The sequence below is a fragment of the Paenibacillus terricola genome (assembly GCF_014779765.1).
Taxonomy (GTDB): Bacteria; Bacillota; Bacilli; order Paenibacillales; family Paenibacillaceae; genus Paenibacillus_T; species Paenibacillus_T terricola.
Genome location: NZ_JACXZA010000001.1, coordinates 835,592 through 859,686, shown reverse-complemented (window position 1 = coordinate 859,686; position 24,095 = coordinate 835,592). Strand labels below are relative to the sequence as shown.

The 24,095-nt window shown below is 49.3% G+C and carries 19 protein-coding genes; 3 read left to right on the top strand and 16 right to left on the bottom strand.

Features of this window, described 5'->3' with window-relative positions:
• Positions 1-4 precede the first annotated feature (4 nt).
• Positions 5-310: an urease subunit gamma gene (locus tag H8B09_RS03680; RefSeq protein WP_191202097.1), complete on the bottom strand. Its 306-nt coding sequence runs from the start codon at positions 308-310 to the stop codon at positions 5-7.
• 623 nt (positions 311-933) lie between these two features.
• Between H8B09_RS03680 and ilvD the strand changes: the two genes are divergently transcribed.
• Positions 934-2,604: a dihydroxy-acid dehydratase gene (gene ilvD, locus H8B09_RS03675; RefSeq protein ID WP_191202790.1), complete on the top strand. Its 1,671-nt coding sequence runs from the start codon at positions 934-936 to the stop codon at positions 2,602-2,604.
• A 51-nt stretch (positions 2,605-2,655) separates the two neighbouring features.
• Here ilvD and H8B09_RS03670 read toward each other — a convergent pair whose 3' ends face one another.
• The 3 genes from H8B09_RS03670 to H8B09_RS03660 form a co-directional block, all read right to left on the bottom strand.
• Positions 2,656-3,084, bottom strand: a complete 429-nt coding sequence (locus tag H8B09_RS03670) for a VanZ family protein (protein ID WP_318152552.1) — start codon at positions 3,082-3,084, stop codon at positions 2,656-2,658.
• 25 nt (positions 3,085-3,109) lie between these two features.
• Positions 3,110-3,589, bottom strand: a complete 480-nt coding sequence (locus tag H8B09_RS03665) for a hypothetical protein (RefSeq protein WP_191202095.1) — start codon at positions 3,587-3,589, stop codon at positions 3,110-3,112.
• A gap of 123 nt (positions 3,590-3,712) precedes the next feature.
• Positions 3,713-5,146, bottom strand: coding sequence for a polysaccharide deacetylase family protein (locus H8B09_RS03660; protein WP_191202094.1), 1,434 nt, complete (start codon positions 5,144-5,146; stop codon positions 3,713-3,715).
• Positions 5,147-5,352: 206 nt separating this feature from the next.
• On the opposite strand from H8B09_RS03660, the gene H8B09_RS03655 reads away from it, so the two are divergent.
• A complete protein-coding gene (locus H8B09_RS03655) occupies positions 5,353-6,477 on the top strand; it encodes an AI-2E family transporter (protein WP_191202093.1) in 1,125 nt (374 codons plus the stop codon).
• 86 nt (positions 6,478-6,563) lie between these two features.
• Here the strand turns inward: H8B09_RS03655 and H8B09_RS03650 are convergent, their stop codons facing one another.
• Entirely contained in the window at positions 6,564-8,273 is a 1,710-nt protein-coding gene (locus tag H8B09_RS03650) for a peptidoglycan D,D-transpeptidase FtsI family protein (RefSeq protein WP_224753236.1), read from the bottom strand.
• A gap of 966 nt (positions 8,274-9,239) precedes the next feature.
• Here H8B09_RS03650 and H8B09_RS30330 point away from each other — a divergent pair.
• A complete protein-coding gene (locus H8B09_RS30330; RefSeq protein WP_224753235.1) occupies positions 9,240-9,641 on the top strand; it encodes a hypothetical protein in 402 nt (133 codons plus the stop codon).
• 75 nt (positions 9,642-9,716) lie between these two features.
• On the opposite strand, the gene H8B09_RS03640 is transcribed toward H8B09_RS30330, so the two are convergent.
• The 11 genes from H8B09_RS03640 to H8B09_RS03590 form a co-directional block, all read right to left on the bottom strand.
• Positions 9,717-11,825, bottom strand: coding sequence for a methyl-accepting chemotaxis protein (locus tag H8B09_RS03640; RefSeq protein WP_191202788.1), 2,109 nt, complete (start codon positions 11,823-11,825; stop codon positions 9,717-9,719).
• Between the two features lie 378 nt (positions 11,826-12,203).
• A complete protein-coding gene (locus tag H8B09_RS03635) occupies positions 12,204-14,069 on the bottom strand; it encodes a methyl-accepting chemotaxis protein (protein ID WP_397376039.1) in 1,866 nt (621 codons plus the stop codon).
• A gap of 517 nt (positions 14,070-14,586) precedes the next feature.
• Positions 14,587-15,849, bottom strand: coding sequence for a peptidase U32 family protein (locus tag H8B09_RS03630; protein WP_191202090.1), 1,263 nt, complete (start codon positions 15,847-15,849; stop codon positions 14,587-14,589).
• A gap of 25 nt (positions 15,850-15,874) precedes the next feature.
• The gene (locus H8B09_RS03625) at positions 15,875-16,816 is read right to left on the bottom strand and encodes a peptidase U32 family protein (RefSeq protein ID WP_191202089.1); all 942 of its coding nucleotides are present in this window, start codon (positions 16,814-16,816) and stop codon (positions 15,875-15,877) included.
• A gap of 156 nt (positions 16,817-16,972) precedes the next feature.
• Complete coding sequence (gene mltG / locus H8B09_RS03620; RefSeq protein ID WP_224753233.1) at positions 16,973-18,091, bottom strand: endolytic transglycosylase MltG; 1,119 nt, start codon at positions 18,089-18,091, stop codon at positions 16,973-16,975.
• 82 nt (positions 18,092-18,173) lie between these two features.
• Positions 18,174-18,479 (bottom strand): DUF1292 domain-containing protein, encoded by a 306-nt coding sequence (locus tag H8B09_RS03615; RefSeq protein WP_224753232.1) that lies wholly within the window; start codon positions 18,477-18,479, stop codon positions 18,174-18,176.
• Positions 18,480-18,522: 43 nt separating this feature from the next.
• The gene (locus tag H8B09_RS03610) at positions 18,523-18,825 is read right to left on the bottom strand and encodes a DUF1292 domain-containing protein (protein WP_191202087.1); all 303 of its coding nucleotides are present in this window, start codon (positions 18,823-18,825) and stop codon (positions 18,523-18,525) included.
• A gap of 8 nt (positions 18,826-18,833) precedes the next feature.
• Positions 18,834-19,250, bottom strand: coding sequence for a Holliday junction resolvase RuvX (ruvX, locus tag H8B09_RS03605; protein WP_191202086.1), 417 nt, complete (start codon positions 19,248-19,250; stop codon positions 18,834-18,836).
• 120 nt (positions 19,251-19,370) lie between these two features.
• Complete coding sequence (locus H8B09_RS03600; protein WP_191202085.1) at positions 19,371-19,634, bottom strand: IreB family regulatory phosphoprotein; 264 nt, start codon at positions 19,632-19,634, stop codon at positions 19,371-19,373.
• A gap of 51 nt (positions 19,635-19,685) precedes the next feature.
• Positions 19,686-22,319, bottom strand: a complete 2,634-nt coding sequence (alaS, locus tag H8B09_RS03595) for an alanine--tRNA ligase (protein ID WP_191202084.1) — start codon at positions 22,317-22,319, stop codon at positions 19,686-19,688.
• A gap of 353 nt (positions 22,320-22,672) precedes the next feature.
• The gene (locus H8B09_RS03590) at positions 22,673-23,743 is read right to left on the bottom strand and encodes an AI-2E family transporter (protein ID WP_191202083.1); all 1,071 of its coding nucleotides are present in this window, start codon (positions 23,741-23,743) and stop codon (positions 22,673-22,675) included.
• Between the last annotated feature and the right edge of the window lie 352 nt (positions 23,744-24,095).

Here is a 24,095-nt window from a genome sequence, read left to right as displayed (position 1 = left end):
CGCTTCACTCTCCTATCGGATGATGAACCGTTACAAGCTTGGTCCCATCAGGGAATGTCGCTTCTACTTGCACCTCATGAATCATCTCGGGTATACCTTCCATCACTTGCGCACGTGTCAGTACCGTGGTGCCGTATGTCATCAACTGTGCAACCGTCATGCCATCGCGTGCACCTTCCATAATCTCCGATGTGAGAAGCGCAATGCTTTCCGGATAATTGAGCTTTACGCCGCGCTGCATACGCCGCCGCGCCAGATCGGCCGCAACCGTAATAAGCAATTTCTCTTTCTCGCGTTCTGTCAGCTGCATCCTACCACGTCTCCAATCGCAATCTCATGGCATATATTTGTTCGACTGAGGAATAACTTACCAACATTATAGGTGCCCAGCTTCAACATGTAAACATTTTTATGTTATGTTTTCTGACATAAAGTTTGTATCGAGCGTCTATTGAGTTTCGATCCGCATATTTCATGTCCGAATTCCTAACATAACTTTCCGTTTTTCCACGCTCATCTCATAGAAAAAAGCCAGTTCCCCTAAGAGAACTGGATCTGGCTTCCATTCTTCTATTCATATCATCGAACACTTCAAGCTCAACGTATGATTACTTAATTATTTTATATAGAACGAACAACGTTAATTGCCCAGTTATCCATACATACGACGGTTTGGAATCACTCTCCTCTAGCATCGGTTCTACAATCCGTATTATGATCAGACCGGCAAAGCAAGACCTTTCCTCGTTTGTTCCTTGAATCGACTCTTCATTAACGATATCTGTCATTTTTATAGATTTTCCTTAACATTTCGACTGCTGCATGAGTCGATTGAACCATACGTTGCTGTGGTCACAAACCTATCGTTGTGGTAAACTATTTGCTATGGACAAACTCATGGGAGGGACTTCAATGTCGGCATCTAAAAACAAAATGCGTTCCGATATGATCAAAAAAGGCTTTGACCGTGCACCGCACCGGAGCTTGCTGCGTGCAGCAGGGGTTAAAGAGGAAGACTTCGGCAAACCATTCATCGCAGTCTGCAACTCGTACATCGACATCGTTCCAGGACATGTGCACTTGCAAGAATTCGGCAAGATCGTTAAAGAAGCGATCCGCGAAGCTGGCGGCGTTCCATTCGAATTCAACACAATCGGCGTAGACGACGGTATCGCAATGGGCCACATCGGCATGCGTTACTCGCTCGCGAGCCGCGAAATTATCGCTGACTCCGTTGAAACGGTCGTTAATGCGCACTGGTTCGACGGCATGGTCTGTATCCCGAACTGCGACAAAATTACGCCAGGCATGATGATGGCAGCACTTCGCATCAACATCCCGACGATCTTCGTCAGCGGCGGCCCAATGAAAGCGGGCAAAACGTCCGACGGCCGTTCGATCTCGCTGTCCAGCGTATTCGAAGGCGTTGGCGCGTTCCAATCCGGCAAAATCGACGAGAAGAGCCTGACAGAGCTCGAGCAATACGGCTGCCCAACTTGCGGTTCGTGCTCCGGTATGTTCACGGCGAACTCGATGAACTGCTTGGCTGAAGCACTTGGCCTTGCGCTGCCAGGCAACGGTACGATCCTCGCCGTTGCACCAGAACGTAAGGAATTCGTTAAACAGTCCGCTCGCCAGCTGATGGAGCTGATCAAGCAGGACATCAAGCCTTGCGATATCGTAACCAAAGATGCGATCGACAACGCATTCGCAGTCGATATGGCTATGGGCGGTTCGACGAATACGGTTCTTCACACGCTTGCTCTGGCTCATGAAGCAGGCATCGACTACCCAATCGAACGCATCAACGAAGTTGCTAACCGCGTGCCGCATCTGGCGAAGATCGCACCAGCATCGGATTGGCACATCGAAGACGTTCATAACGCAGGCGGCGTAAGCGCCGTGCTGAACGAGCTGTTCAAGAAGGAAGACGCACTTCATGGTGATGTTCTTACTGTTACAGGCAAGACGCTTCGCGAGAACGTTGCTGGCTGCGACATTCTGAACACCGAAGTTATTCATACGCTCGATAACCCGCACACTGAGCGCGGCGGCCTGGCTGTCCTGTTCGGTAACATCGCTCCAGGCGGTGCAATCGTAAAAGTCGGCGCTGTCGACAAATCGGTTGGCGGATACCATAAAGGTCCTGCGATCTGCTTCGATTCGCAAGAAGAATGTCTCGAAGGCATTGCGAAAGGCCTGATCAAAGAAGGCCACGTTGTAGTTATCCGTTATGAAGGACCAAAGGGCGGCCCTGGTATGCCAGAGATGCTCGCACCTACGTCCCAAATCATGGGCATGGGCCTCGGCGCGAAGGTTGGTCTGATCACAGACGGCCGTTTCTCCGGTGCATCCCGTGGTATCTCCATCGGTCACATCTCGCCAGAAGCAGCTGAAGGCGGCCCGCTCGCATTCGTACGCGACGGCGAAGAAATCGAGCTCGACCTGAACAACCGTACGATTAACCTGCTCATCGATGAAGAAGAGCTTGAGCGTCGTAAGGCTGAATGGCAGGGCTTTGAGCCTAAGGTAACGAAAGGTTACCTCGCTCGTTACTCCAAGCTCGTTACGAACGCAAGCAACGGTGCGGTTCTGAAAGCATAATTTCATACCGAATAGCGATGGGCTGTCCAACAATTGGACAGCCCATCGTTTTTATTTTGATAATAATAATGACCGTACAACAAACAATACAACATATCCGATCAAGAAACCGAAGACGTTGAGGATAATATCATCAACATCGAACATCCCCCGCTTCGTTACAAGCTGCAGCAGTTCAAGCATTGTGATGCTCGCTGCGAATAACAACGTCCATACAATCGGATTCAGCTTTGCCGACAAGGGTAACAGAAGTCCGAACGGTACGAAGAGGACTATGTTCCCAAGTAAGTTGAGCATTGCCGCTCCTCGAGCTTTATGGGCAATCCCTATAAAATAAGTGATCGTATCAAATGGAATGAAGTTATATCGATAATCTGTAAAATGGGCTCTGTTGAACCCAACAAACATCCAGTATAGCAGTATACAACCATACAATACCGTCAGACCTGCAGCCACTCTTCTGCCGCTCTTCGATGCCACGCTGTACAATCACACTCCCCGCTGCTTATTCCTGCTCTGGCGCCTCTGCGAAATAATGCAGCAATTGATTCTTCAAATCCTTGTTTCGTGACTCATTGACAACCATCACTAGGGGGCCCTTCTTACCCTGCACTTGAAAATGAATGATTGTTTTGGTGCCTTTCGATTGAATGGTATACCCGATTATTCGATCTCTTGGTACATAGTGAACACCAAGCTTTAACCCTTTCTCCCCTAACACCGACGGATTTATAACAAAGTTTATACCGAGTGCTGTGAATACGATAAACAAGGTATGTGTGCCAGTAAATGCTTGAATGGTCCAAACAACTGCAGATAAAATCACGAGTCCAATTAAACTAGCCTGCGTCTTTGCTGTAGGATAACCGGTAGCAATCGGTTTCCCCGCACGATTACGGTTCGCTGCAGCCATAATGGCAATCACCATAAAGATAACAAACAGCCCACAGCTTATACCGAAAATAATTGAATCCCACGTACTCATTGCGTCCTCTCCTCCATTACATACCACGCTTATCCCAAATAAAAACCGGTACATCGAGAACTCTGCATTCTCGATGTACCGGCATGATGATTGATTATGGTTCTGTGAAACGAATCCGAATCGTTAGCTGCCTGCCTTGGAGCCTTCAAGATGATCAAATTCCAGTTCGAGCTCTTGTGCTGCCTGAACGGTGCTAGGCTTAGATAGGTGCTGCTTCTTCTGTGCCTCAACCTTGCTGCTTGCTGCTGCCTCCGGTTCCGTTGAAGCAAGCTCCAGCAGCTTAGGGATTGGATAGATTAAAATATGCGGTTTAAGTTCGACAGCATGGCGGCTGCTGCGCTTATCTGCATCCGAATGTTTAGGCGTTGGCGTCAATACGCGCATTAACACCTTTAAGTAAATCTTGCTCATGGAAGCGAACATTCCTGTTGGCAGCTCATGTACGCTGAAGCCAAGCTTTTCTGCACCTCGATGTATCATCGTGACGCCATAGAGCGTTTTGGCCTTCACCGCTTCAGGATCGCGTGCCAACGCGGATGCCACTGTCGGCAACTGCTTCTCCACCATGCGAACAAGCCGGATTGCAGCGGCAATCGGCGTAGCTGATTTATGCGCGATTTCGAGGAGTGTCCGATTATCAAAATGCAGTTCGGCAATGGTATCTTTATTCTCTAACGTGATGCCGCTGCCAATCTCAATCGATGCCCCATGATACTGGGTTAACCGATAATGGAAAGATGGACTTGGCAAACCAACCGGCTTCGTGCGGAAGACCATGTGAAACAGGCTTTCCCATCGCAGCCACAGCCAGATCATGATTCGCTTTAATCGGCTTGGCACTAGCCCGATCGCTTTATCCGTAAGTGCAATCATCTCATCGATACCGACGAATTGGAATCCGCGACGTTCCCCTTCAGCCAAATAGGCCTCTAGCGCTTGAATCATATTCTCAGGCGCACGCTCATCGGCACCGGGCGTCATCCCGCAGTCGTGCAGCAGCAGAACTTCACCGGGACGCATCTTCTTCATCATTCGTTGACGCAGCCGGGCTGCTCCCAGCTTGTACTTCCAATCACCGAATATGGCGGACCACAAAATAATATGAAGATGATTACCTGGAGAGTAATCAAACGCATTCACGATGCCCCATGGCGGACGGTAATAGATAGCGTCCAGACCCGTCGCGTCCTTAATTACTTCTTGTGTACGCTGGATATGCCACTTCACTTTCTTCGGACGCATCAGCCAGTTCGTTTTGTGCTCGTAATTATGAATGCCGATAACATGACCTTCATCACGCATACGCCTCAACAGCTCCGGATGCTTCTCCGCATGTGCCCCGACTACGAAGAACGTCGCTTTGGCATTGTAACGCTTCAAAAGATCAAGCAAAAGCGGCGTATAACGCGGATCCGGACCATCATCGAAGGTTAGTGCAATCTCACGCTTGACGCGTCCTCGCTTGAATGCGCGGAAACCGAACATTCGGCTTATTAACCCAGGGAGAAAAGCGTAGAAGGTCAGCGCGTAGAACAATAACAGAAATAAATTTTGCATAGCTTATTCCCACCAAATTCAATATGTAGTTAGTGTTTACTTATAGAAAGCCCACTATTAATTGTAACATACGTTCGGCATAAATAGGCATCTAAATGCGAACTGTAGTACAATGGAAGAAGTATGCATTCGACCACGTCCAGTAATATGTAATTTATGAATATTAAGCTGTTCGAAGAACTATTTTGTGAAAGGGAGCTGCGCAGATGATCGTGTTTTACAAAAAATATTGGAGGACCGCCTTCGATATTGCCCTTATCGCTTTAACTGTATACTTAACCATGTTTGCCTTCAGCTATTTGTACAAGCTTGCAACTCCCGTTTTCTTATCCTTCTTTATTTATTTGTTCATCGAACCACCTGCTCGCTGGTTGAACAAGCTCGGACTGAAGAAGTCAATTGCATCCGCCATCAGCGTACTGCTGTTTACATTGGTCATCATAAGTATCTTTCTTGGAGCTGGCTTTATTATTGCCGATCAGGCCAACCGATTAATTGTGAACCTGCCGAAATATCAGCAGCTTCTCCGTGAACAGGTTGAAGCTCATTCCGATTGGATTTCGTCCAAAGTGGATAGTATGCCGCCCGACCTGCTCAGCCAGTTCGATTCGGTTGTTGATTATGTAACGAGGAAAGGACAGTCCATCGCAACTTCGTTCCTAATTACGTTATCTAATTATTTAACAAGCTTCTCTGCTTTTGTTTTTAACTTCTCCATTGGCATCATTCTGGCGTACTTCTTAAGTGTTGAGATTAAAGATTGGAAGCGGACAGCGTCGGAGAAAACACCAAAGACGTTCAAAACAGCGTTCGAGTTTCTTCGCGACAATGTATTCAAAGGAATTGGTATTTATCTGAAATCGCAGCTTAAGCTGATTTCGATTACGTTCGCCGTTATTTTCATCTCCCTGCTTCTGCTAGGTGTCCAGAACGCCTTCACGATTGCAGTAGTCTGCGGGATTTTCGATGTGCTTCCCCTGCTTGGCGTAAGTACGGTATTCGTGCCTTGGATTATCTATATGTTTATCGTTGGCCATACGTCGCTTGCCATCTGGGTAACCGGCCTGTTCCTTGTCGTCGTGTTGGCCCGCCAGATTCTCGAACCCAAGATTACGGGCGATACGCTTGGCGTCTCTGCGTTCACCATGCTGACCTTCATGATCATTTCGTTGTCGCTGTTCGGCGTCGCAGGCGTTATCCTGTCTCCGATCCTGATCATTCTAATCAAAGCCTTGTACGATCAGCGGTATTTCCATCGTTGGATTCGAATGCCGCAGGGCGAGTTCGACAGCAGCAGTTCAGAACTTGCACCCGAGACCCCAGTGGAATAACATAACTTTATCTAGGTGTAAAATATAAACCGCCCTACGTTTAGAGCATTCTATGCTCTTTCCTAGGGCGGTTTCTTTACGTTTATTTACTGCTTCTTCGCAGCTATATCCAATATCGCGCGAAACAGCTTTGTCGCTTCATTAGCGGTGTTAGGTGTACGGTTCTCGGCCAACACTGCAATCGCATATTTCGGAAACTTTAAAGGCCCATAACCAATGAACCATTGATTGACACGATCTACGCCGCTGCGAGTTACTTCAGCCGTGCCTGATTTGCCTGCTGCATCCCAGACGCCATTCTGGATGGAGCGTCCGGTCCCTACTTTAACAACAAGCTGCATCCCATCCATTAGCTCACGCGCTGCTGCTGGCGAGATTCGCCCTATTGGCGATGCTGCTTCATGTGGCGGAAACGATACAAGCCGTTGTCCGTTTGCATATCGGATTTCGCTAACGATGCGCGGCTCTGCGACATGACCCATATTAACAATCGTTGCGATCATATTCGCGGCCTGAAGCGGAGAGATACGCACATCGCGTTGTCCGATGCCCGTCTGCGCCATAACGCCGCCATCAACAGATGCCTGCTTCCGATCAAAAATTCGCCCCGCTTCCTCTTCCTCCAACAGTCGTATTGGGCCTGCGAGCGGCCCCACTGATTGTTCCGAATGCCAGCCTACCTGCCTGCCAATTCCAAGCCGGAAAGCTGTGTCCGCTAACTGTCTGGCCGTCAACCGCTCCGCTATCGTCGCGAAGACGATATTGCATGACTTTGCAAGCCCTTCACGAAGCGTAAGCTCGCCGTGGCCGCCAGCTTTCCAGTCAGACAAGCCATACCGTCCGTATTCACCGCTGCAGTGAAATGTTTCGGAAGGCATCGATACGCCTGCTTCAAGCGCAGCCGCTTCCGTAACCAGCTTGAATATCGATCCTGGTTCAACAGCGCGTATAGCATGATTGGCAGCCGCTGACCCAGCAGCATCTACCTGCTCCGGATTCAATCGTGGTCTTGATACCATCGTTACAATATCGCGAGTGGCCATATCCAATACAACAATTGCCCCTTCCTTCAATCCAGAGCGATCCGCATATTGTTCAACTGCCGCTTGCAGACCTGCATCAAGCGTCGTAATGACCTGCAGCGGATACAAACGGTTAACAGGAGCTGCTACACGGACATCTAGTCCTTGCAGAGGCTGACCGGAAGCATCTGTATAGTACGATGCCGTTGTACCGCCATCACCCCTGAGCAGCCGATCAAGAGAGCGCTCCAGCCCTGCTCCTCCAATTACCGAATTTAGCTTAAGTTCGCCTATCGCGTACTCGTGGCCATAGGCCGTTTTGATCCGTTCTGGATGCTGACTTATATAACCTATTGTTTGTGAAGCAAGGTACGGAGCCATATAGCGCAGTCGATAGGGAACAACACGCACGCCATTGATATGAACCGTCTTTAACGCTTCAAGCTGTCTCTCCGTAAGAGCAAGCGGATGCGTACTGCCCGCTTCAAGCCAGTAGCCTGGTTCCTTCAGCTCAGTTAGACGAGATTGGAGCTGCTGCACGGAAACGTCAAGAATCGAAGCTAACCGGCTAATCTGTTCCGCTCCTCCACGCTGACCGGCCTGCACAGGGAATAGAGCAAGCGCCTCAATCGACTGACCCGTCAACGGAATGCCATTCCGATCGACGAACTCTCCCCTCCCTGCATCAATTATAAGCTCGCTATCCCGCTGCTCTACCGCTTGTCGGGCAACTTGCGTTTTGCTGCCCGACTGCGTCCTAGGCCACAGCTCCATGACGCTTAGCCTCCACTCCCATATGCCGAACAACACTGTCATTGCAACTGCAATTGTTATAAGTCGTCTACGCAAAGCAACCTTTGCCCCCGCTTCATCCTATTGGTGTTAGCATTATTGCCCAATCTACCCGCCTAATTCCTCCCTGCAAGGTAGGACTCCAGGGGCTGTGCCCCTTGGACCCCCTAATTATGTATGTTTAGGGGCTAGCGCCCCTTAACGAACCTCCGAATTATTTAAGGGCTAGCGCCCCCTCTTTTTAAACCAATTGTTCTACCCGCCTAAATCCTCCCTGCAAGGGAGGACCCCATGGGACTGCCGTCCCCTGGACCCCGGAACTGGCGTGGGATCGGCTGATGGTGCAGTTGAGTTACACCCTGCTAGGGGTCGCGTACCCCTGTGGGGTACAACTCTTGTTCGAGCGGGTAAGGGGCTATGCCCCTCTTGACCCCCTTTTAAAACCAGTTTTTCTACCCGCCTAAATCCTCCCTGCAAGGGAGGACCCCATGGAACTGCCGTCCCCTGGACCCCTGAATAACCGTGGGATCGGCTGATGGTTCAGCTGAGTTACTCCCTGCTCGGAGTCGCGAACCCCTGCGGGGTACAACTCTTGTTCGAGCGGATAAGGGGCTGTGCCCCTCATGACCCCCTCTTTTTAAACCAATTGTTCTACCCGCCTAAATCCTCCCTGCAAGGGAGGACCCCATGGGACTGCCGTCCCCTGGACCCCGGAACTGGCGTGGGATCGGCTGATGGTGCTAGCTGAGTTACTCCCTGCTAGGAGTCGCGTACCCCTGCGGGGTAAAACTCTTGTTCGAACGGATAAGGGGCTGTGCCCCTCAAACATCTTAAGGGCTAGTGCCCCTTCCGTATTATTGCAACATTACCTTTTCTGGTTCCGTTACTAAGGTTGTTAGTAATATGGTAATTCCGCATCGGCTGAGAGCGTTTCGGAAGGAGATCGGTATGAACAAGAGATGTACATTTCTAATTAGAATAGGATACATATCGCTTGTTATTATCGTTTTGTTGTCCATAATCGGGTGTAGTGATAACAATAACGACAAGCCTAAAGGAGGGCTTCTGCCCGACGCGGATTTGTGGTTTCTTGAAACGGCATCTTCACTTAGAGTGATAGCTTGGAATCAAATGACCGAGCAAGAGCAGTCAAGAATTGTAGGGGATTGGCGTGAAGCTGAAGTTACCATTGCCCAATGGAGTGATGTTCCGCTCAAGCAAACAAAGGTTGAACCCGAAGTAATCTATAAGGTTACATTCAACACGGCGTTAGACGCTCTGTTAGGGCCAATTGGTATTTATTTCGACGCTGTCACCAAAACCATTGTTGGTTATGATGTAAGAGAGTAGCAGCTAGTATAATAATCGCAAGCAAAAAAGACAGGTCCAAGAATGCTAGGACCTGTCTTCGTTATGAGCTAATAATTAAGCTTCGCTTTTGGTTGTAAAGCGCGACAGCGATTGCTGAAGCTTGTTCGATGATTCTTCAAGACGGTTGGACAGTTTAACGAGCTCTTCGCTTACGCTCAGCTGTTCATTGCTCAGCGAAGCTACCTCTTGCGATGTTGCGGACGATTGTTCCGCTACGGCACTTACGCTGGTCATCGCATCAGACAATACCGTCTGGGACTCATCGAGCTTGCCGATCGCTTCCGTTACTGAACCAAGGCTTTCACTAAATTGCGTCATATGCGACTGTACGGCCATGAAGATCTGGTTCGTTTCTTTAACCGACGATACTTGCTCTTGGAAGATTGGATGCGCTTCGGTCAGCACTTCTACCGTATCATCGATTTCACGCTGGATCGTCTCCGTAATTTGTGCCACGACATCAATGGAGTGGCGAGATTGATCGGCAAGCTTGCGAATTTCGTCTGCGACGACCATGAATCCTTTGCCCGCTACACCTGCGCGTGCTGCTTCAATGGTTGCATTGAGCGACAAAATATTCGTCTGCTTCGTCAGATTGTTCAGCACATCGAGAATTTTGCGAATCGATGAAGTCGAATCTTTCAGACGATCTACCTTCTCAACCATGCTGCGCGTCATCTGTTCCGTCAAGCCTGTCTTCTCGATGAGCACGTTCATGTAGCTTGTTCCTTGCTCACTAGCTTGCTGTACCGTCTGCGCGGACGTTTCCATCGATTGATTCGTGTGGAGCAAGTTCTGCATTTGCGTATTGATCGTAGTGGTCAAATCACTGCCACGCTCTGCCTCAACAGCAAGGCTAGTAGCTCCGCCAGCGATTTCTTCCGTTGCTACAGCAATTTCCTTCGCAGAAACCGCGGTTTTCCGCGATGCCTCAGTCAGAACGCTTGCTGTCGCCAATACCTCGTCAGCTGTTCCGCTTGTCTGATCAACCAATGAAGTAATCTCCGTCATCATTCGGTTGAAGCTGTCTGTCAATTGGCCGATCTCATCCTTGCGATTCAAATGAAGACGTACACTCAGATTGCCGCGTTCTCCTTCGTTCATCAGGTTGCGCAGCTGAACGAGTGGGTTCGCAAACATACGAATCATCACATAGCAGATTACGACTGCTGCAACCGCCGCCGCTGCAGTAACGATGAATGTCAGCACATAGATGGCATTCGCGTCATTCACCAATTGATCGACCGGTGTTTTGCCTACAATCCGCCAGCCTGCGTTGTTAACCTCGGAATAAGCTGCGATTACACTAGAGCCTTCCGTATCTGCCGTTTCCAACGAGCCGCCGTTTTCGCCATCGACCTCAAATGCCGGGATTGCGACATCTGCATCTGTTCCCAACTTCGCAGCGCCACCATCGCCTGGGTACATGGTATAACGATTTTTCGTATCGACGATGGAGACGACGCTGCCTTCACCCAATGAAATTTCACCAAGCGTATCTTGAATTGCGCTCAACTTAATTTCGAATACGAGCACGAAGAGCGGCTCGCTTGTTACGCTGCTCTTCAGCAGGCGCGCTACGCCAAGCGTTGGTTCTGCAGAAGTGCCTGCTAGACCGTCAGCCTTGGACTCGATCCAGAACGTTTGCCCTTGCGATTCTTTAACTTGTTTGAACCAGTCGCTGCTTTCCGCTACCTCTTGACTAAATGCCGAGCTGCCAAGCGAATAAGCGCCCTCCTTCAGAGGAATCAAATAGCCGTTCGCTATTGAATTGTTGCTCAGAATATACTTCTGGAGCAAGCTGTTCACTTTCGTTGTAGCCTGGAAACGATCGAATTGCTCTAATGATTCGTCTCGGATAATGCTCAATTCTTCTTGAATGGCAGAGTCCACCATAACCTGCAGCGTCAGCGTCTCATAGTTATCGAACAACAGCTTCAGTTTGCCTGCCGCCTGCTGAATGGTCTGATAGTTCGACTCTGCCGCATTCTCGCGAATAATGCTTTTCGATTTGCTGTATGCCAGCGTCCCTACAACGAGCACGCACGCTAGGATGCTAACGAAAATAAACAAGAACAGTTTGGCCCCTACTGAGCGTTGAGGGTTTGCCCAGCTCATTTTGGACAGCTTAAAATCCTGCGTATTAGGTTTGAGCTTTGGCATTGCCTTTAGCTTTAATTTAGATTTAATTTTACCTTTCAAATCCTGTTGCTCTCCTTGTGCCTTCTCTAGTTGATCGCTGCCTATTGTGTTTACTGATTGAGGCTGCTTGTTCTTCTTTGACATTGCTGGTACACCGCCTGCTCATGGAATAGACACATAGATTTCGTAATAAATATATCGGTTAATTCTAGGTCTTTTGTAACATTAATTTTAAGAAAAAGCTTCTTTTTTCGAATATCCGACGAAAATCCTTTCGAAATGGTTGCGGATCGTTAGGTTTTTGTAAAAACCGACTATCGATTTCCAACTTCCTCACTTTGAAAAATAATAAATGGCCACCCTCGACTGGATGGCCACTGCTCTGAATCAACAATATCGTTAAACCTGGAACCTTGCCAACGACTGCTTCAACTGGCTGGACACTTCCGCCAGCCGTGCTGATAATTGAACGAGTCCATCGCTGATGTTCAGCTGTTCGCTGCTTAACGAAGCTACCTCTTCAGACGTTGCAGACGATTGCTCCGCTACTGCACTTACGTTACTCATAGCCTCCGCAAGCACGATCTGTGACTGCTCTAGCGTTCCAATCGCATTCGTAACGGCATCCATGCTGCCTGCGAACATTCCCATTTGACCTTGAACGGTCAAGAAAATCTGATTCGATTCTTTGACGGATGAGATCTGCTCTTGGAAAAGCGGATAAGCATTCGACAATACATTAACGGTCTCATCGATTTGCTGCTGAATCGTATCCGTAATTTGCGCTACGACATCGATCGATTGCCGGGACTGGTCGGCCAGCTTACGGATTTCATCTGCGACGACCATGAACCCTTTACCCGCCGAGCCAGCACGCGCGGCTTCAATCGTCGCATTCAACGAAAGAATGTTCGTTTGCTTCGTCAGATTGTTCAACACGTCAAGAATTTTGCGGATGGACGACGTCGAGTCACGGAGCTTATCGACTTTGCCTACCATTTCGCGCGTCATTTCTTCCGTCATGCCTGTCTTCTGGATCAGCTTCATCATATACTCAGAGCCCTGCTGTCCTGCCTTCTCTACTTGTGCGGCTGCTAGCTCCATCTGTTTGTTTGCATCAAGCACTTTGCGCATCTGTTCATGAATGGTGGTGGTCAGATCATTGCCGCGCTCTGCTTCAACGGCAAGGCTCGTTGCGCCTCCTGCGATCTCCTCCGTTGCAACGGCAATCTCTTTCGCCGAACCCGCTGTTTTGTGAGAGGAAGCTGTTAATTCAGCAGCCGTCTGAAGCACTTCTTGCGCCGATCCACTCGTCTGCTGCACCAGTGTTGTAATTTCCGCCATCATGCTATTGAAGCTTAGCGCTACTTGCCCGATTTCGTCTTTACGTTTCAGCTTCATGCGAACCATTAGATTGCCTCGTTCGCCTTCGTTCATCAAGTTGCGCAGACGGCCAAGCGGACGCGCAATCAGTAGTACGACCAGGAAGCCTAGCAACGCTGCCACACCTGCTGCAATTATCGTTACAATGATCGTAAACCGTTTAATTTTATCCGCGCCATTCAGCAGCTCATCTACAGGCAGTGTACCCACCATCCGCCAGTCTGACATCGCGAATTTACTATGTACCGCAAGCACTTGCGCATCTGTCGTGGTTGTTGTCTCGAAGACACCTCGGTATTCCAGCTGTTCCGGCAGCTTCACGCTGGCAGTCTGGCCGTATTGGCTCAGATCCTCCGGAATAATCATTTGATTACTGCTGTTGACGATTACAATATGGCTGTCTTCTCCCAGCGAGATCTGTCCAAGCTTCTCCTTAATTGCGGAAAGCTTCACCTCGATCAACAGAACATATTGCGGAACGGAAGAGACGGTTCCTTTCATTGCAAAAGCTACACCAATCGAAGGATCGATCGGAATATCATAAAATCCGTCTAACGGCGATTCCATCCATACTTCTTTCCCTTTAGCCTCAATTGCTTTCGTATACCAATCAAATTTGCGCGCTTTCGCTACATAACTGGCGCCGAACTTCTCGCCATTCGTAATCATTGAACCCTTATCATCCGTTGGGATCATGAAGATACGGCTAATGGCAGGATTGCTCTTCCAGAATGCGATAACACGTTCATCGATCATTCGACCAGCTTGTGCCTTCTCGCCATCATCCTTCGAGGAACGGAGTGTGCGAATTTCTTGTTGGAAGCTTGGATCTGACATAAACATTTGTGCTGCTGCACTGTACTGTTCGAATACAGAATCCATCTTCCCGGCACCTTGTACTATCGTTTCTTGGCTAGTTGATGCGGCGTAATCACGAACAATGTCTGTCGAAGTGTTATAAGCTACAAGGCCTACAGAGAGTACACAAGCTACAATGCTGATAAATATGAATAAAAACAAGGTCGTGCCTACGGACTTGAAAGGGTTAAGCCAATTCAATCGATGCTTCGGGCTGTTGCTGCTAGCTTTTAGACTTGCTGACTTCTCTTTTGCAACATTAGGCTTTGTTTCGGTTTCAGATGAATGCGCTTTCGTTTTTGTCGGAAACGTTTTCGATTTCGCTTTCAATTTACCCAACATAAGAAACAGCCTCCCGTATGTAATATGCATCGTTTGTCCTAAATGTAAGCCCTTTATCTACTAGTATCGTACAAATTTATCAAATATGTAATAGCAATCACGAACAATTTGTAAAAAAATAAGTCTTTATGACCCAATAGCGCATAATATCGCTAATGATCATAAAGACCTATCATTACTTATTATCTCCAAACAAACATTATGCTTTACCGATCCGTTTGCGCATCATATCCATCCGCTTAACAGGCTGTTCAACTGTCATATGAATTTCTTGCAGCGGGTGACGTGCAGCGTCCAGCTTATTGCCCTCTTTGTCTTTTAATTCGCCAACAGTCTGCTTAAAGAACCTTCCGCCCGGACCGACGAACTCAACTTCTTGACCAGGCTTGAAGTGGTTGCGCTGTTGAATAGTCGCAATTCCCGTTGCAGCATCATAATCGAGCACGATACCTGCGAAATCGTACGGGGATCCTTTATCTTCTGGGCCGTATATATGATCTTCCGCGCCTGGCGTATCGAAGAAGAAGCCCGTATTCAGCGGACGGTTCGCCGCCTTATAGATTTCTTCCATCCACTCTGGCTTCAGCTTGTAGCTCTCTGGATCCTCGAAGTAGGCATCAATCGCTTGACGGTATGCATTCACAACCGTTGCGACGTAGTGGATGCTCTTCATCCGACCCTCGATCTTGAAGCTGTCGATACCGACTTCGATTAGGTCCGGCAAATGTTCAATCATGCATAGGTCTTTGGAGCCCATCGTGAACTGCTCGCCATTGTCCTCGAACTGCTCTGCATCGATGAATAGGTCATACTTCCAACGGCATGACTGGCAGCAGCCGCCTCGGTTCGAATCCCGGTCTGTAAAGTGATTCGACAGCACGCAGCGTCCGGAGAAGGAGGAGCACATTGCGCCATGGATGAATGCTTCAATCTCGATGTCGACATGCTCTTTGATCTCTGCAATTTCTTCCAGGCTTGCTTCACGTGCCAACACGACACGAGGCAGTCCCTCATCCTTCCAGAACTTAACCGCCTGCCAGTTCAACGTCGATTGCTGCGTGCTAAGATGCACTTCCAGCTTCGGCGCAACGCGCAGTGCGGTCTCGATGATAATCGGGTCCGCTGCAATAATGGCCGCGATGCCGGCTTCCTCTAGATTTTTCAAATATTCCTCAAGACCTTCAATATCTTCGTTATGCGCATAGATGTTCGTTGCCACGAACACCTTCGCGCCGTATTTGGCTGCAAACTCAACGCCTTCGCGCATTTCCTCGAAACTAAAGTTATCCGCGTTCGAACGAAGACCGTACTTCTGTCCGCCGATATAAACCGCATCCGCACCGTAATGCACTGCGAATTTCAGCTTCTCGAGGTTGCCCGCTGGCGCGAGCAGCTCCGGTCGATCCAGCCGATAACGCTTGCCGGTCAGGCTGCGTCCTGTCTCTGATGTTGTATTCGTCATGTCAGTCACCTCAATCTTATTTAACTTAATAAACCTGTTCCTTATAGAAGAAGCCGTAGCTCAATTCACGATCCGGGTGCTGCTTCGCTTGAATCGCCTCAAGCCATTCTTCTTGGAAACGATAGTGTTCAGGGTCCTTGCAGTAAGCATCGATTGCTGTCCGATAAGCTCGTACAACCGTTTCATTATAATCAACGGACTTCATTAGTCCTTCAATTTTGAAGCTATCGATATTGGCTTCCATCAGTTCCTGCAAGTTCTCGATCATGCACAGATCGTCTGCACTCATAATATGCGTGCCGTTCGAGTCTTCGAAGATCGGATACCGTTCATCCGGACGATCTGCCTCCATCAAATACATATCCGCTTCATCACCGTTTGCATTAGCGCCTTCAGCAAGCTTCTTGAAATCCATATAGCTTTGAACAAGCGAGCGCTTGGAATGATAAATATTCGTCATCCCATGTACTTGTACTTGTACTTCAAGATCCGTTCTAGCCTTCATGCCAGCAATTTGCTCCATGTTTAGCTCCCGCGCACATACGAAACGCGTCGCTCCGCGGCGTCCCCAGAAGTTTGCAGTATCATGATTCGTCGATGTCATCTCTGCATTCCAATGCAGCTTAAGCTTCGGTGCATTCGCACGTACGGCCATCAGTATAGCTGGATCGCCGAATGCAACAGCATCTACGCCAATGCGCTCCAGCTCTGTTACATAAGCAGGAAGCTCCTCGACCATTTTATTATCTACGATGTTGTTCATCGCCACATATATACGAACGTCGCGATTCGCTTGCTTCGCGATCGATACAGCCTCTGCCATCTGCTCATGCGTGAAATCGCCAGGAACACGTGTCCCGAATCGGGAATCGCCGATTAATACGGCATCCGCCCCCGCTGCGATTAACCGCTGCAGCTCTTCCAAGTTCGATGCCGTTACGAGCAGCTCCGGTTTCTTAACAGTCATACAAGCCCCTCCTTGAGACAAACCTCTCTATCATAGACGAAACTTATAAATTCTTATGCGCTGAAAACGTTAAGAGCATCAACAGCGTATTCGCTGCGATGCCCTGTCCGTCAATCATTATACAATAAGGCGGCTTTAACGCGCTAGCACACAGTATTACCCTGCCGTCTTATTGCTCTCTTCAATGTTGCGCAAATGCTCCTTGTACGTCTTGGCGAACAAGTGCGAATGCGAGCCGTCTTTCTTCGTTACATAGTACAAATAATCCGTTGTATCCGGGCTCAGTGCCGCTTGAATCGATTTCAAGCTTGGGCTTGCAATCGGTCCAGGCGGAAGCCCTTTATTCAAATACGTATTGTATGGGCTTACGACTTCCAGATCTTTCTCCATGAGACGTTCTTTCTGCTTGTCCAGCAAATATTGAATCGTCGCATCGATCTGAAGAGGCATCCCTGCCTTGATGCGGTTATAAATAACGCTTGCGACAATCGGCCGTTCCTCGTCCACGACAACCTCGCGTTCGATCAACGACGCAATCGTTAGCATTTGATGTACGGTCAGGCCAAGCGATTCAAGCTTCTCGTCCAACTCTGCCACCGAATTAAGCTTCCGGTCGGTCTCAGACAGCATCCGCTTAATGATTTCTTCTGCGGTTACGCCCTTCTTAAGCTCATACGTCTCGGGGAACAGGTATCCCTCCAAATGATGGAGTTCTTTGCTATCGGTAGGAATTTGCAGTACCGAATCGACATCTTCCCAATTTCGATTCTCATCGATAAGCTTCATCATCTCGTCCTGATTCACAATGCCTTCATCGGCAAGCTTCGCTGCAATCTGAACTGCTGTGAAGCCTTCGGGAATCGTGAACTTAACCGTCTCTGCCTTCACGGTGTCTCCAGCATTCAGCTTCGCAATAACCGCGTCCAGCTCCATGCCCGGCGTCATCTCGTAGGCTCCTGCTTGGAAGCGATTGCCCTCGTCCTTCAGCTTCAAATAGTATTTAAAAATGAATGCGCTGCGAATAATACCCTCGTCCTCAAGTTGTTCCGCCAAATTGAATGGTGACGTACCGCTCTTCACCTCAATCCGGATCGGATCGCCTGCCTGTGTGGGTCGAAGGCCATTCCAGACGTAGAGTGCAACGCTTCCAGCGCCGAGCAGCATAATGCCGAGCAGCGTTAGAATGACCCACATCGTAATTCTGCTCCTGCGGGGGCCAGTCGGGAGTGGTTCGTATTCGTCTTCCTCATGATACGATTGCGGATATTGCGACAACGTGTGCTCCTCCATTTCCGCGAAAAAGGGCGGTGTCGGCCGCCCTTGCTAGATATATGACGTTATTTGTTTGGGTAGGAAATCAGTCGTTAGAATCATCGAAACAAAGCATATCGTATGCTTCTGCAGCTGTTTCCCATTCTTCGTCGCTTTCGATGTTCTCGAGCTCCAGCTCATCGCCGTTCTCGATTAATCGCAGCATCTCAACTTCGCCTTCTTCGCGCATCGCTTCTGATTGGAGCGCTGCGTAGTAATGGCTGCCTAACTGAAACTCGGACATAATCCGATAAGCTTCTTCAGAACCGCCCTCGCTTGTTAGTTCAACGAATTTGCCGAATTTCTCCTTCAGCTTCGTCCCGCGTTGCGGTACCATCTCAACCTCTTGCATATCGGACAATTCCCCTTTCTAGTTCCAGACGATTCGACTTATGTTAGTCCTCGTCGCTCTCGTCCAGTTCGCCGAGCAGCGTATTGAATGTCTCTTCGACGATATTCCATTCTTCTTCATCTTCAATCGTGTACAGCTTGAGGTCGTCGCCTTCCTCTTCATAACGGAATGCGTATACCTCGTCTTCTTCCTCATTGTCCGACTCCAGCGGTACCACCATCATGTACTTGTGCTCAGAGCCGTCCACTTCAAACTTCATAATGACTTCGAACTCTTCCTCGTTGCCTTCTTCGTCCGGAATATAGATAATTTCCGGCTCTTCAAATTGGTTTTCGTTCTTCGTCATTGTCATCCTCACCTTTTCGTCCTAGAATCGAGATAATTTTGCAAAATGAGCGTCGCAGCCAACTTGTCCACGACTTGCTTTCGTTTTTTCCGGCTGACGTCAGCCTCGAGCAGCGTTCGCTCCGCAGAAACTGTTGTCAACCGCTCATCCCATAGGTGAACAGGTAAGTTTAGCTTTTGCTTCAATTCATCAGCAAATGCCATGCAAATTTCACCACGTGGTCCGATCGAACCATTCATATTCTTGGGAAGACCGACCACAACTTCCGATACTTCATGCTGCTTCACGAGATCGGCAATTTCATCGAATTCGCCGCCATCGCGTTTGCGGTGCACGACGCCAGTGCCCTGCGCAGTCCAGCCGAAGGCGTCGCTGACGGCGACGCCGATGTTGCGGTCGCCATAGTCCAAACCCATAATCCGCATACGTTAAGCCAGGCTCCCGTCTATTTATGTTCCTTCAAGGTGAAACGGATGACGCCGTCCTTCAAACGGCGCAGTGAGTTTCATACCGGAGAAATCCAAGATTAAGTATGAAGTCAAAAGTTATACTTTCTTGGATTTCAAGTAGAAGCGTACAAGCTCTTCGATTAACTCGTCCCGTTCCTTCTTGCGAATCAAACTTCTAGCATTGTTGTGCCGCGGAATGTATGCGGGATCCCCGGACAACAGGTAGCCGACAATCTGGTTGATCGGATTGTAGTCCTTATCCAACAGCGCATCATGCACTTGAAGCAAAATCTCTTGCGCGGATGCTTCCAATCCTTCCGCCTTCACGTCGAATTTCATCGTTTTGTCCATCGAGCTCATCCCAGCACCTCACTTTGGAAACCGCTTTATATGCTGCAGTGTCAATTATTACTATATCACATTTGCTTGCGCAAGAACTAGTTCTTCCGCAAGTTTCAATGCGTCAGCCAGCTTGGATGCGTCCTTGCCGCCAGCTTGTGCCATATCTGGACGACCGCCGCCACCGCCGCCGCACAGCGTTGCTGCTTCTTTCACGAGCTTGCCTGCGTTTAACCCCTTCTTCACGAGGTCAGGCGATACGGATGCAACCAGATTCACCTTGTCTTCTTGTACAGCGCCAAGCACGATAACAGCCGATGGCAGCTTCGACTTAAGCTCGTCTACGATGCCGCGAAGCGCGTCCATGCTAGGTGCGCTTACTTCTGCTGTCAACACTGTAACGTCGCCAACCGTCTTCGCTTTGTCCGTCAGCGAGCCCGCTTCGATGCGGCTGAGCTTCGCTTGCAGCGACTCATTGTCGCGGCCCAGCTCTTTCACTTGGCCGAACAACGCTTCAATACGCTTCGGCACATCTGCTGTATTCGACTTAAGCAGACCAGCAGCTTGCTTGAGCAGATCGAATTGGCTTTCCATATACGAATAAGCATGGCGGCCTGTTACTGCTTCGATGCGGCGTACGCCTGAACCGATGCCGCTCTCACCGATCAGCTTGAACGTGCCGATCTGCGACGTATTGCCAACGTGAATGCCGCCGCACAGCTCGATGCTGTATTTGCCGACTTGTACAACGCGAACCACATCGCCATATTTCTCGCCGAACAATGCCATTGCGCCCATTGCTTTCGCTTCTGCGATTGGCTTGCTCTCAATGACGACTGGCGTACCGAGCCAGATTTGCTCATTAACGCGACGCTCGATATCAGAGAGCTCTTCCTCTGTAATCGAACCAAAGTGCGAGAAGTCGAAGCGCAAGCTATCGGCCTTAACGAGCGAACCCGCTTGGTTAACATGCTCGCCGAGCACTTCTTTGAGCGCTTTGTGCAGCAAGTGCGTAGCCGTATGGTTCTTGATAATGTCATTGCGAAGATCTTGCGCTACAGCAGCTTGTACAGTCTCGCCGACACGTACCGTTCCGCTTGCAACTACAGCATGGTGAACCGGTTGTCCGTGCGGCGCTTTCGTCACGTCTTCGACGTTCAGGACGAAGCCGTTGCCTTCGATTACACCGCGGTCGCCGACTTGGCCGCCGCTTTCAGCATAGAAAGGCGTCCGGTCGAGCAGCACGAGCACGCGGCTGCCTGCACCTGCAAGATCAACGAGCGAATCTTCGTGTACGATCGCCGTAATTTTGGCCGAAGACGTCAGCTCTGTATAGCCAACAAACTCCGTTTTCTCCGTCAGCTCGGACAGTGGCCCGCCTTGAACGTTCATGCCGCCCGTATCTTGACGCGCTGCACGCGCACGTTCACGCTGTGCTTCCATCGCTGTATCGAAGCCTGCGCGATCAACCGTCAAACCATTCTCGGAAGCGTAGTCTTCCGTTAGGTCAAACGGGAAGCCATAAGTGTCATATAGACGGAATGCATCGTCGCCGTTAATTTCACTGCGGCCTGCTTCACGCGCTTGCGTTACAAGTGCAGCCAGCAGCGTCAAGCCGTCGGACAACGTCTCGTGGAAACGCTCTTCCTCCGTGCGGATAACACGCTCAATGAATTCACGCTTCTCAACAACCTCAGGGTAGTACACGCCCATTACGTCACCAACAACATTCACCAGTTCGAACAGGAATGGACGATCTACACCCAGTGCCTTGCCGTATCGAACCGCACGGCGAAGCAAACGGCGGATAACATAACCGCGGCCTTCGTTCGAAGGAAGAACGCCATCGCCTACTGCAAATGCAACCGTACGAATGTGGTCCGCGATTACTTTGAGCGCAACGTCATGCTCTTCATTCACATGATATTGAACGTTTGCAATTTCGCAAGTGCGGTCGATAATCGGACGGAACAGGTCCGTGTCGAAGTTCGAGTCAACATCTTGCAGAATCGATGCAAAGCGTTCGAGGCCTGCGCCCGTATCAATGTTCTTGTTCGGAAGCGGCGTGTAGCTGCCGTCCTTATTATGGTTGAATTGCGAGAACACAAGGTTCCATACTTCGAGGAAACGCTCATTCTCGCCGCCAGGCCAGCATTCCGGATCGTTCAAATCGCCGTACTTCTCGCCGCGATCGTAGAAAATTTCTGTACAAGGGCCGCATGGACCTTCTCCGATATCCCAGAAGTTCTCATCCAGCTTGTAGATACGCTCTTCTGGCAGACCGATTTTCTCATTCCAATATTTGAACGCTTCTTCGTCCTCTGGGTATACCGTTACCGACAGACGCTCTGGATCGAAGCCGATCCACTTCTTATCCGTCAAGAACTCCCACGCCCACGTAATCACTTCTTCTTTGAAGTAATCGCCGATGGAGAAGTTGCCGAGCATTTCGAAGAACGTATGGTGACGGCGCGTTTTGCCGACATTCTCGATGTCATTCGTACGGATACATTTCTGCGAGTTCGTAATGCGCGGGTTCTCCGGTTTCACGCGTCCGTCAAAATAAGGCTTGAGCGGCGCCATGCCTGCATTGATCCAGAGCAGCGATGGATCGTTATGCGGCACGAGCGATGCGCTTGGCTCGATATGATGTCCTTTGCTTTCAAAGAAAGCAAGCCATTTGGAACGAATTTCACTAGCTTTCATAAGTAACGGCCTCCCAAATCAACAATAGTGTTCTAAAAACAAAAAACGCCCCTGTCAAGAACAGGGACGAGAAGCTCGCGGTACCACCCTGGTTATCGTCTATAGATGCGCTGCACCTTGATCAGACGATCGCCTTATGCGGAAGATAACGGTTCCTGCCGGTGAAGTTCGTTCACACTCCGAAGCCAGCTTCTACCATTCTTCGTCATGGGAACCTCACAGCCATCGCGTTTGAATACGCGAAGGGAACCTTCTCTGAATGACGGGCTATGGCATACTTCGACTTCATCTTAGATTTCGCCAAATATAAGCAAACATACTTGTCTAGAGTATACTGCCGAGGTCAAACTCTGTCAAATAGTCTTCCGGCGCACGTAGTAGGCGAAAATATGCTGTACTATAACCTTTAATACGGCAAAAATCGGGACCGCCAAAATCATGCCTGCGATGCCTGCCAACTCCCCGCCGACGAGCAGCGCGAAAATAATCGACAGCGGATGCATATGCAGCGTTCGTCCAACGACCTGCGGCGACACAACGTTGCCCTCGAGTATTTGGCACGCTGTATTGACAACGACGACGAAGATCATCATTTTGACCGATACGGTTGCCGCCATTAACAACGCCGGAGCTGCTCCGAAGAACGGCCCTAAATACGGGATGACATTCGTAATCGCAACAACTGACGCAAGCAGCAGCGGATAAGGCATGCCGATAATCCAATAGCCAATATAAGCAAGGACACCGATTATTAAACAGACGAGAAACTGACCGCGGATGTAACTGCCCAGCGCAGCATCAATATCCTTCAGCAACCGAACAGCATGCTGGCGATGGCTCTTCGGCACATAAGTAATGACTGTTCGCTCGAATACTTCAAAATCCTTTAGTATATAGAAAGCAAGGAACGGAATGATGAACATCACGAACACGACGCTCACCATCGCGCCAATATTGTTCACGAAGCTGAAGAGCGACTCTGCCAGCTTCTTTTCCATTTTGTACAACGTGTTGTTAATGCCTGACCTTATGCTCTCCGGAAGCATCGAATTGTTGTTCAAATCATCGACAAGGCTCTTTGCCCGTATCGTAAGCTCCGGTGCGTGCTCATTAAGTTCCTGCACCTGCTTGATAAACATCGGAATCATATTCATCAGAATAACGGTCAGCGCACCGCAGAACACCACGTAAATAAGCAGCACTGCAATCGTACGCGGCATCTTGCGATCGGTTAACATCGACACAATCGGATTAAGCACATAAGAAATAATCATCGCGATGAAGAACGGAGCCAGAACAGCTTTGAGAAACGTGTAGATATGCATAATAATCGGCTTAAGCTGAAGCAGCATATAGATCGCGATAAGTGCTAGTATGAGATAAATTAATATCCGAAAAGCGCGATTATTCGTAAACCGTTCCATTGCGTACGCCTCCTTCCCTCGCGGTCATCCGTCCCAGAGACGTGATGATCGCATGCATGCAGACAATGGCATACGCAATCATTATATGTACAAGCGCCCCAGATCATACGAAAAAAGGGGCTTTCGCCCCTTTTGATCCCTTGTTTATGAAATGAATTTTACCCAAATAAACCAAAATTTCTACCCACCTAAATCAAGTTTTCTACCCATCTAAATCCTCCCTGCAAGGGAGGACCCCCCGGGGTTGGAGAGCCCCGGGACCCCGGAAGGTTGTCGGTAGTGAAACAGAGACATGATTGAGTTTCTACGTGCTTGGAGTCGTGTGCCCCTAGGCACAACTTTTGTTCGCATC

Excerpts from the sequence above, each read along its gene's own strand:
- H8B09_RS03680 (WP_191202097.1), bottom strand. The coding sequence starts at position 310 with ATGCAGCTGACAGAACGCGAGAAAGAGAAATTGCTTATTACGGTTGCG.
- ilvD (WP_191202790.1), top strand. The coding sequence starts at position 934 with ATGCGTTCCGATATGATCAAAAAAGGCTTTGACCGTGCACCGCACCGG.
- H8B09_RS03665 (WP_191202095.1), bottom strand. The coding sequence starts at position 3,589 with ATGAGTACGTGGGATTCAATTATTTTCGGTATAAGCTGTGGGCTGTTT.
- H8B09_RS03660 (WP_191202094.1), bottom strand. The coding sequence starts at position 5,146 with ATGCAAAATTTATTTCTGTTATTGTTCTACGCGCTGACCTTCTACGCT.
- H8B09_RS03655 (WP_191202093.1), top strand. The coding sequence starts at position 5,353 with ATGATCGTGTTTTACAAAAAATATTGGAGGACCGCCTTCGATATTGCC.
- H8B09_RS03650 (WP_224753236.1), bottom strand. The coding sequence starts at position 8,273 with ATGGAGCTGTGGCCTAGGACGCAGTCGGGCAGCAAAACGCAAGTTGCC.
- H8B09_RS30330 (WP_224753235.1), top strand. The coding sequence starts at position 9,240 with ATGAACAAGAGATGTACATTTCTAATTAGAATAGGATACATATCGCTT.
- H8B09_RS03640 (WP_191202788.1), bottom strand. The coding sequence starts at position 11,825 with ATGCCAAAGCTCAAACCTAATACGCAGGATTTTAAGCTGTCCAAAATG.
- H8B09_RS03635 (WP_397376039.1), bottom strand. The coding sequence starts at position 14,069 with ATGGATTCTGTATTCGAACAGTACAGTGCAGCAGCACAAATGTTTATG.
- H8B09_RS03630 (WP_191202090.1), bottom strand. The coding sequence starts at position 15,849 with ATGACGAATACAACATCAGAGACAGGACGCAGCCTGACCGGCAAGCGT.
- H8B09_RS03625 (WP_191202089.1), bottom strand. The coding sequence starts at position 16,816 with ATGACTGTTAAGAAACCGGAGCTGCTCGTAACGGCATCGAACTTGGAA.
- H8B09_RS03615 (WP_224753232.1), bottom strand. The coding sequence starts at position 18,479 with ATGCAAGAGGTTGAGATGGTACCGCAACGCGGGACGAAGCTGAAGGAG.
- H8B09_RS03610 (WP_191202087.1), bottom strand. The coding sequence starts at position 18,825 with ATGACGAAGAACGAAAACCAATTTGAAGAGCCGGAAATTATCTATATT.
- ruvX (WP_191202086.1), bottom strand. The coding sequence starts at position 19,250 with ATGCGGATTATGGGTTTGGACTATGGCGACCGCAACATCGGCGTCGCC.
- H8B09_RS03600 (WP_191202085.1), bottom strand. The coding sequence starts at position 19,634 with ATGAGCTCGATGGACAAAACGATGAAATTCGACGTGAAGGCGGAAGGA.
- alaS (WP_191202084.1), bottom strand. The coding sequence starts at position 22,319 with ATGAAAGCTAGTGAAATTCGTTCCAAATGGCTTGCTTTCTTTGAAAGC.
- H8B09_RS03590 (WP_191202083.1), bottom strand. The coding sequence starts at position 23,743 with ATGGAACGGTTTACGAATAATCGCGCTTTTCGGATATTAATTTATCTC.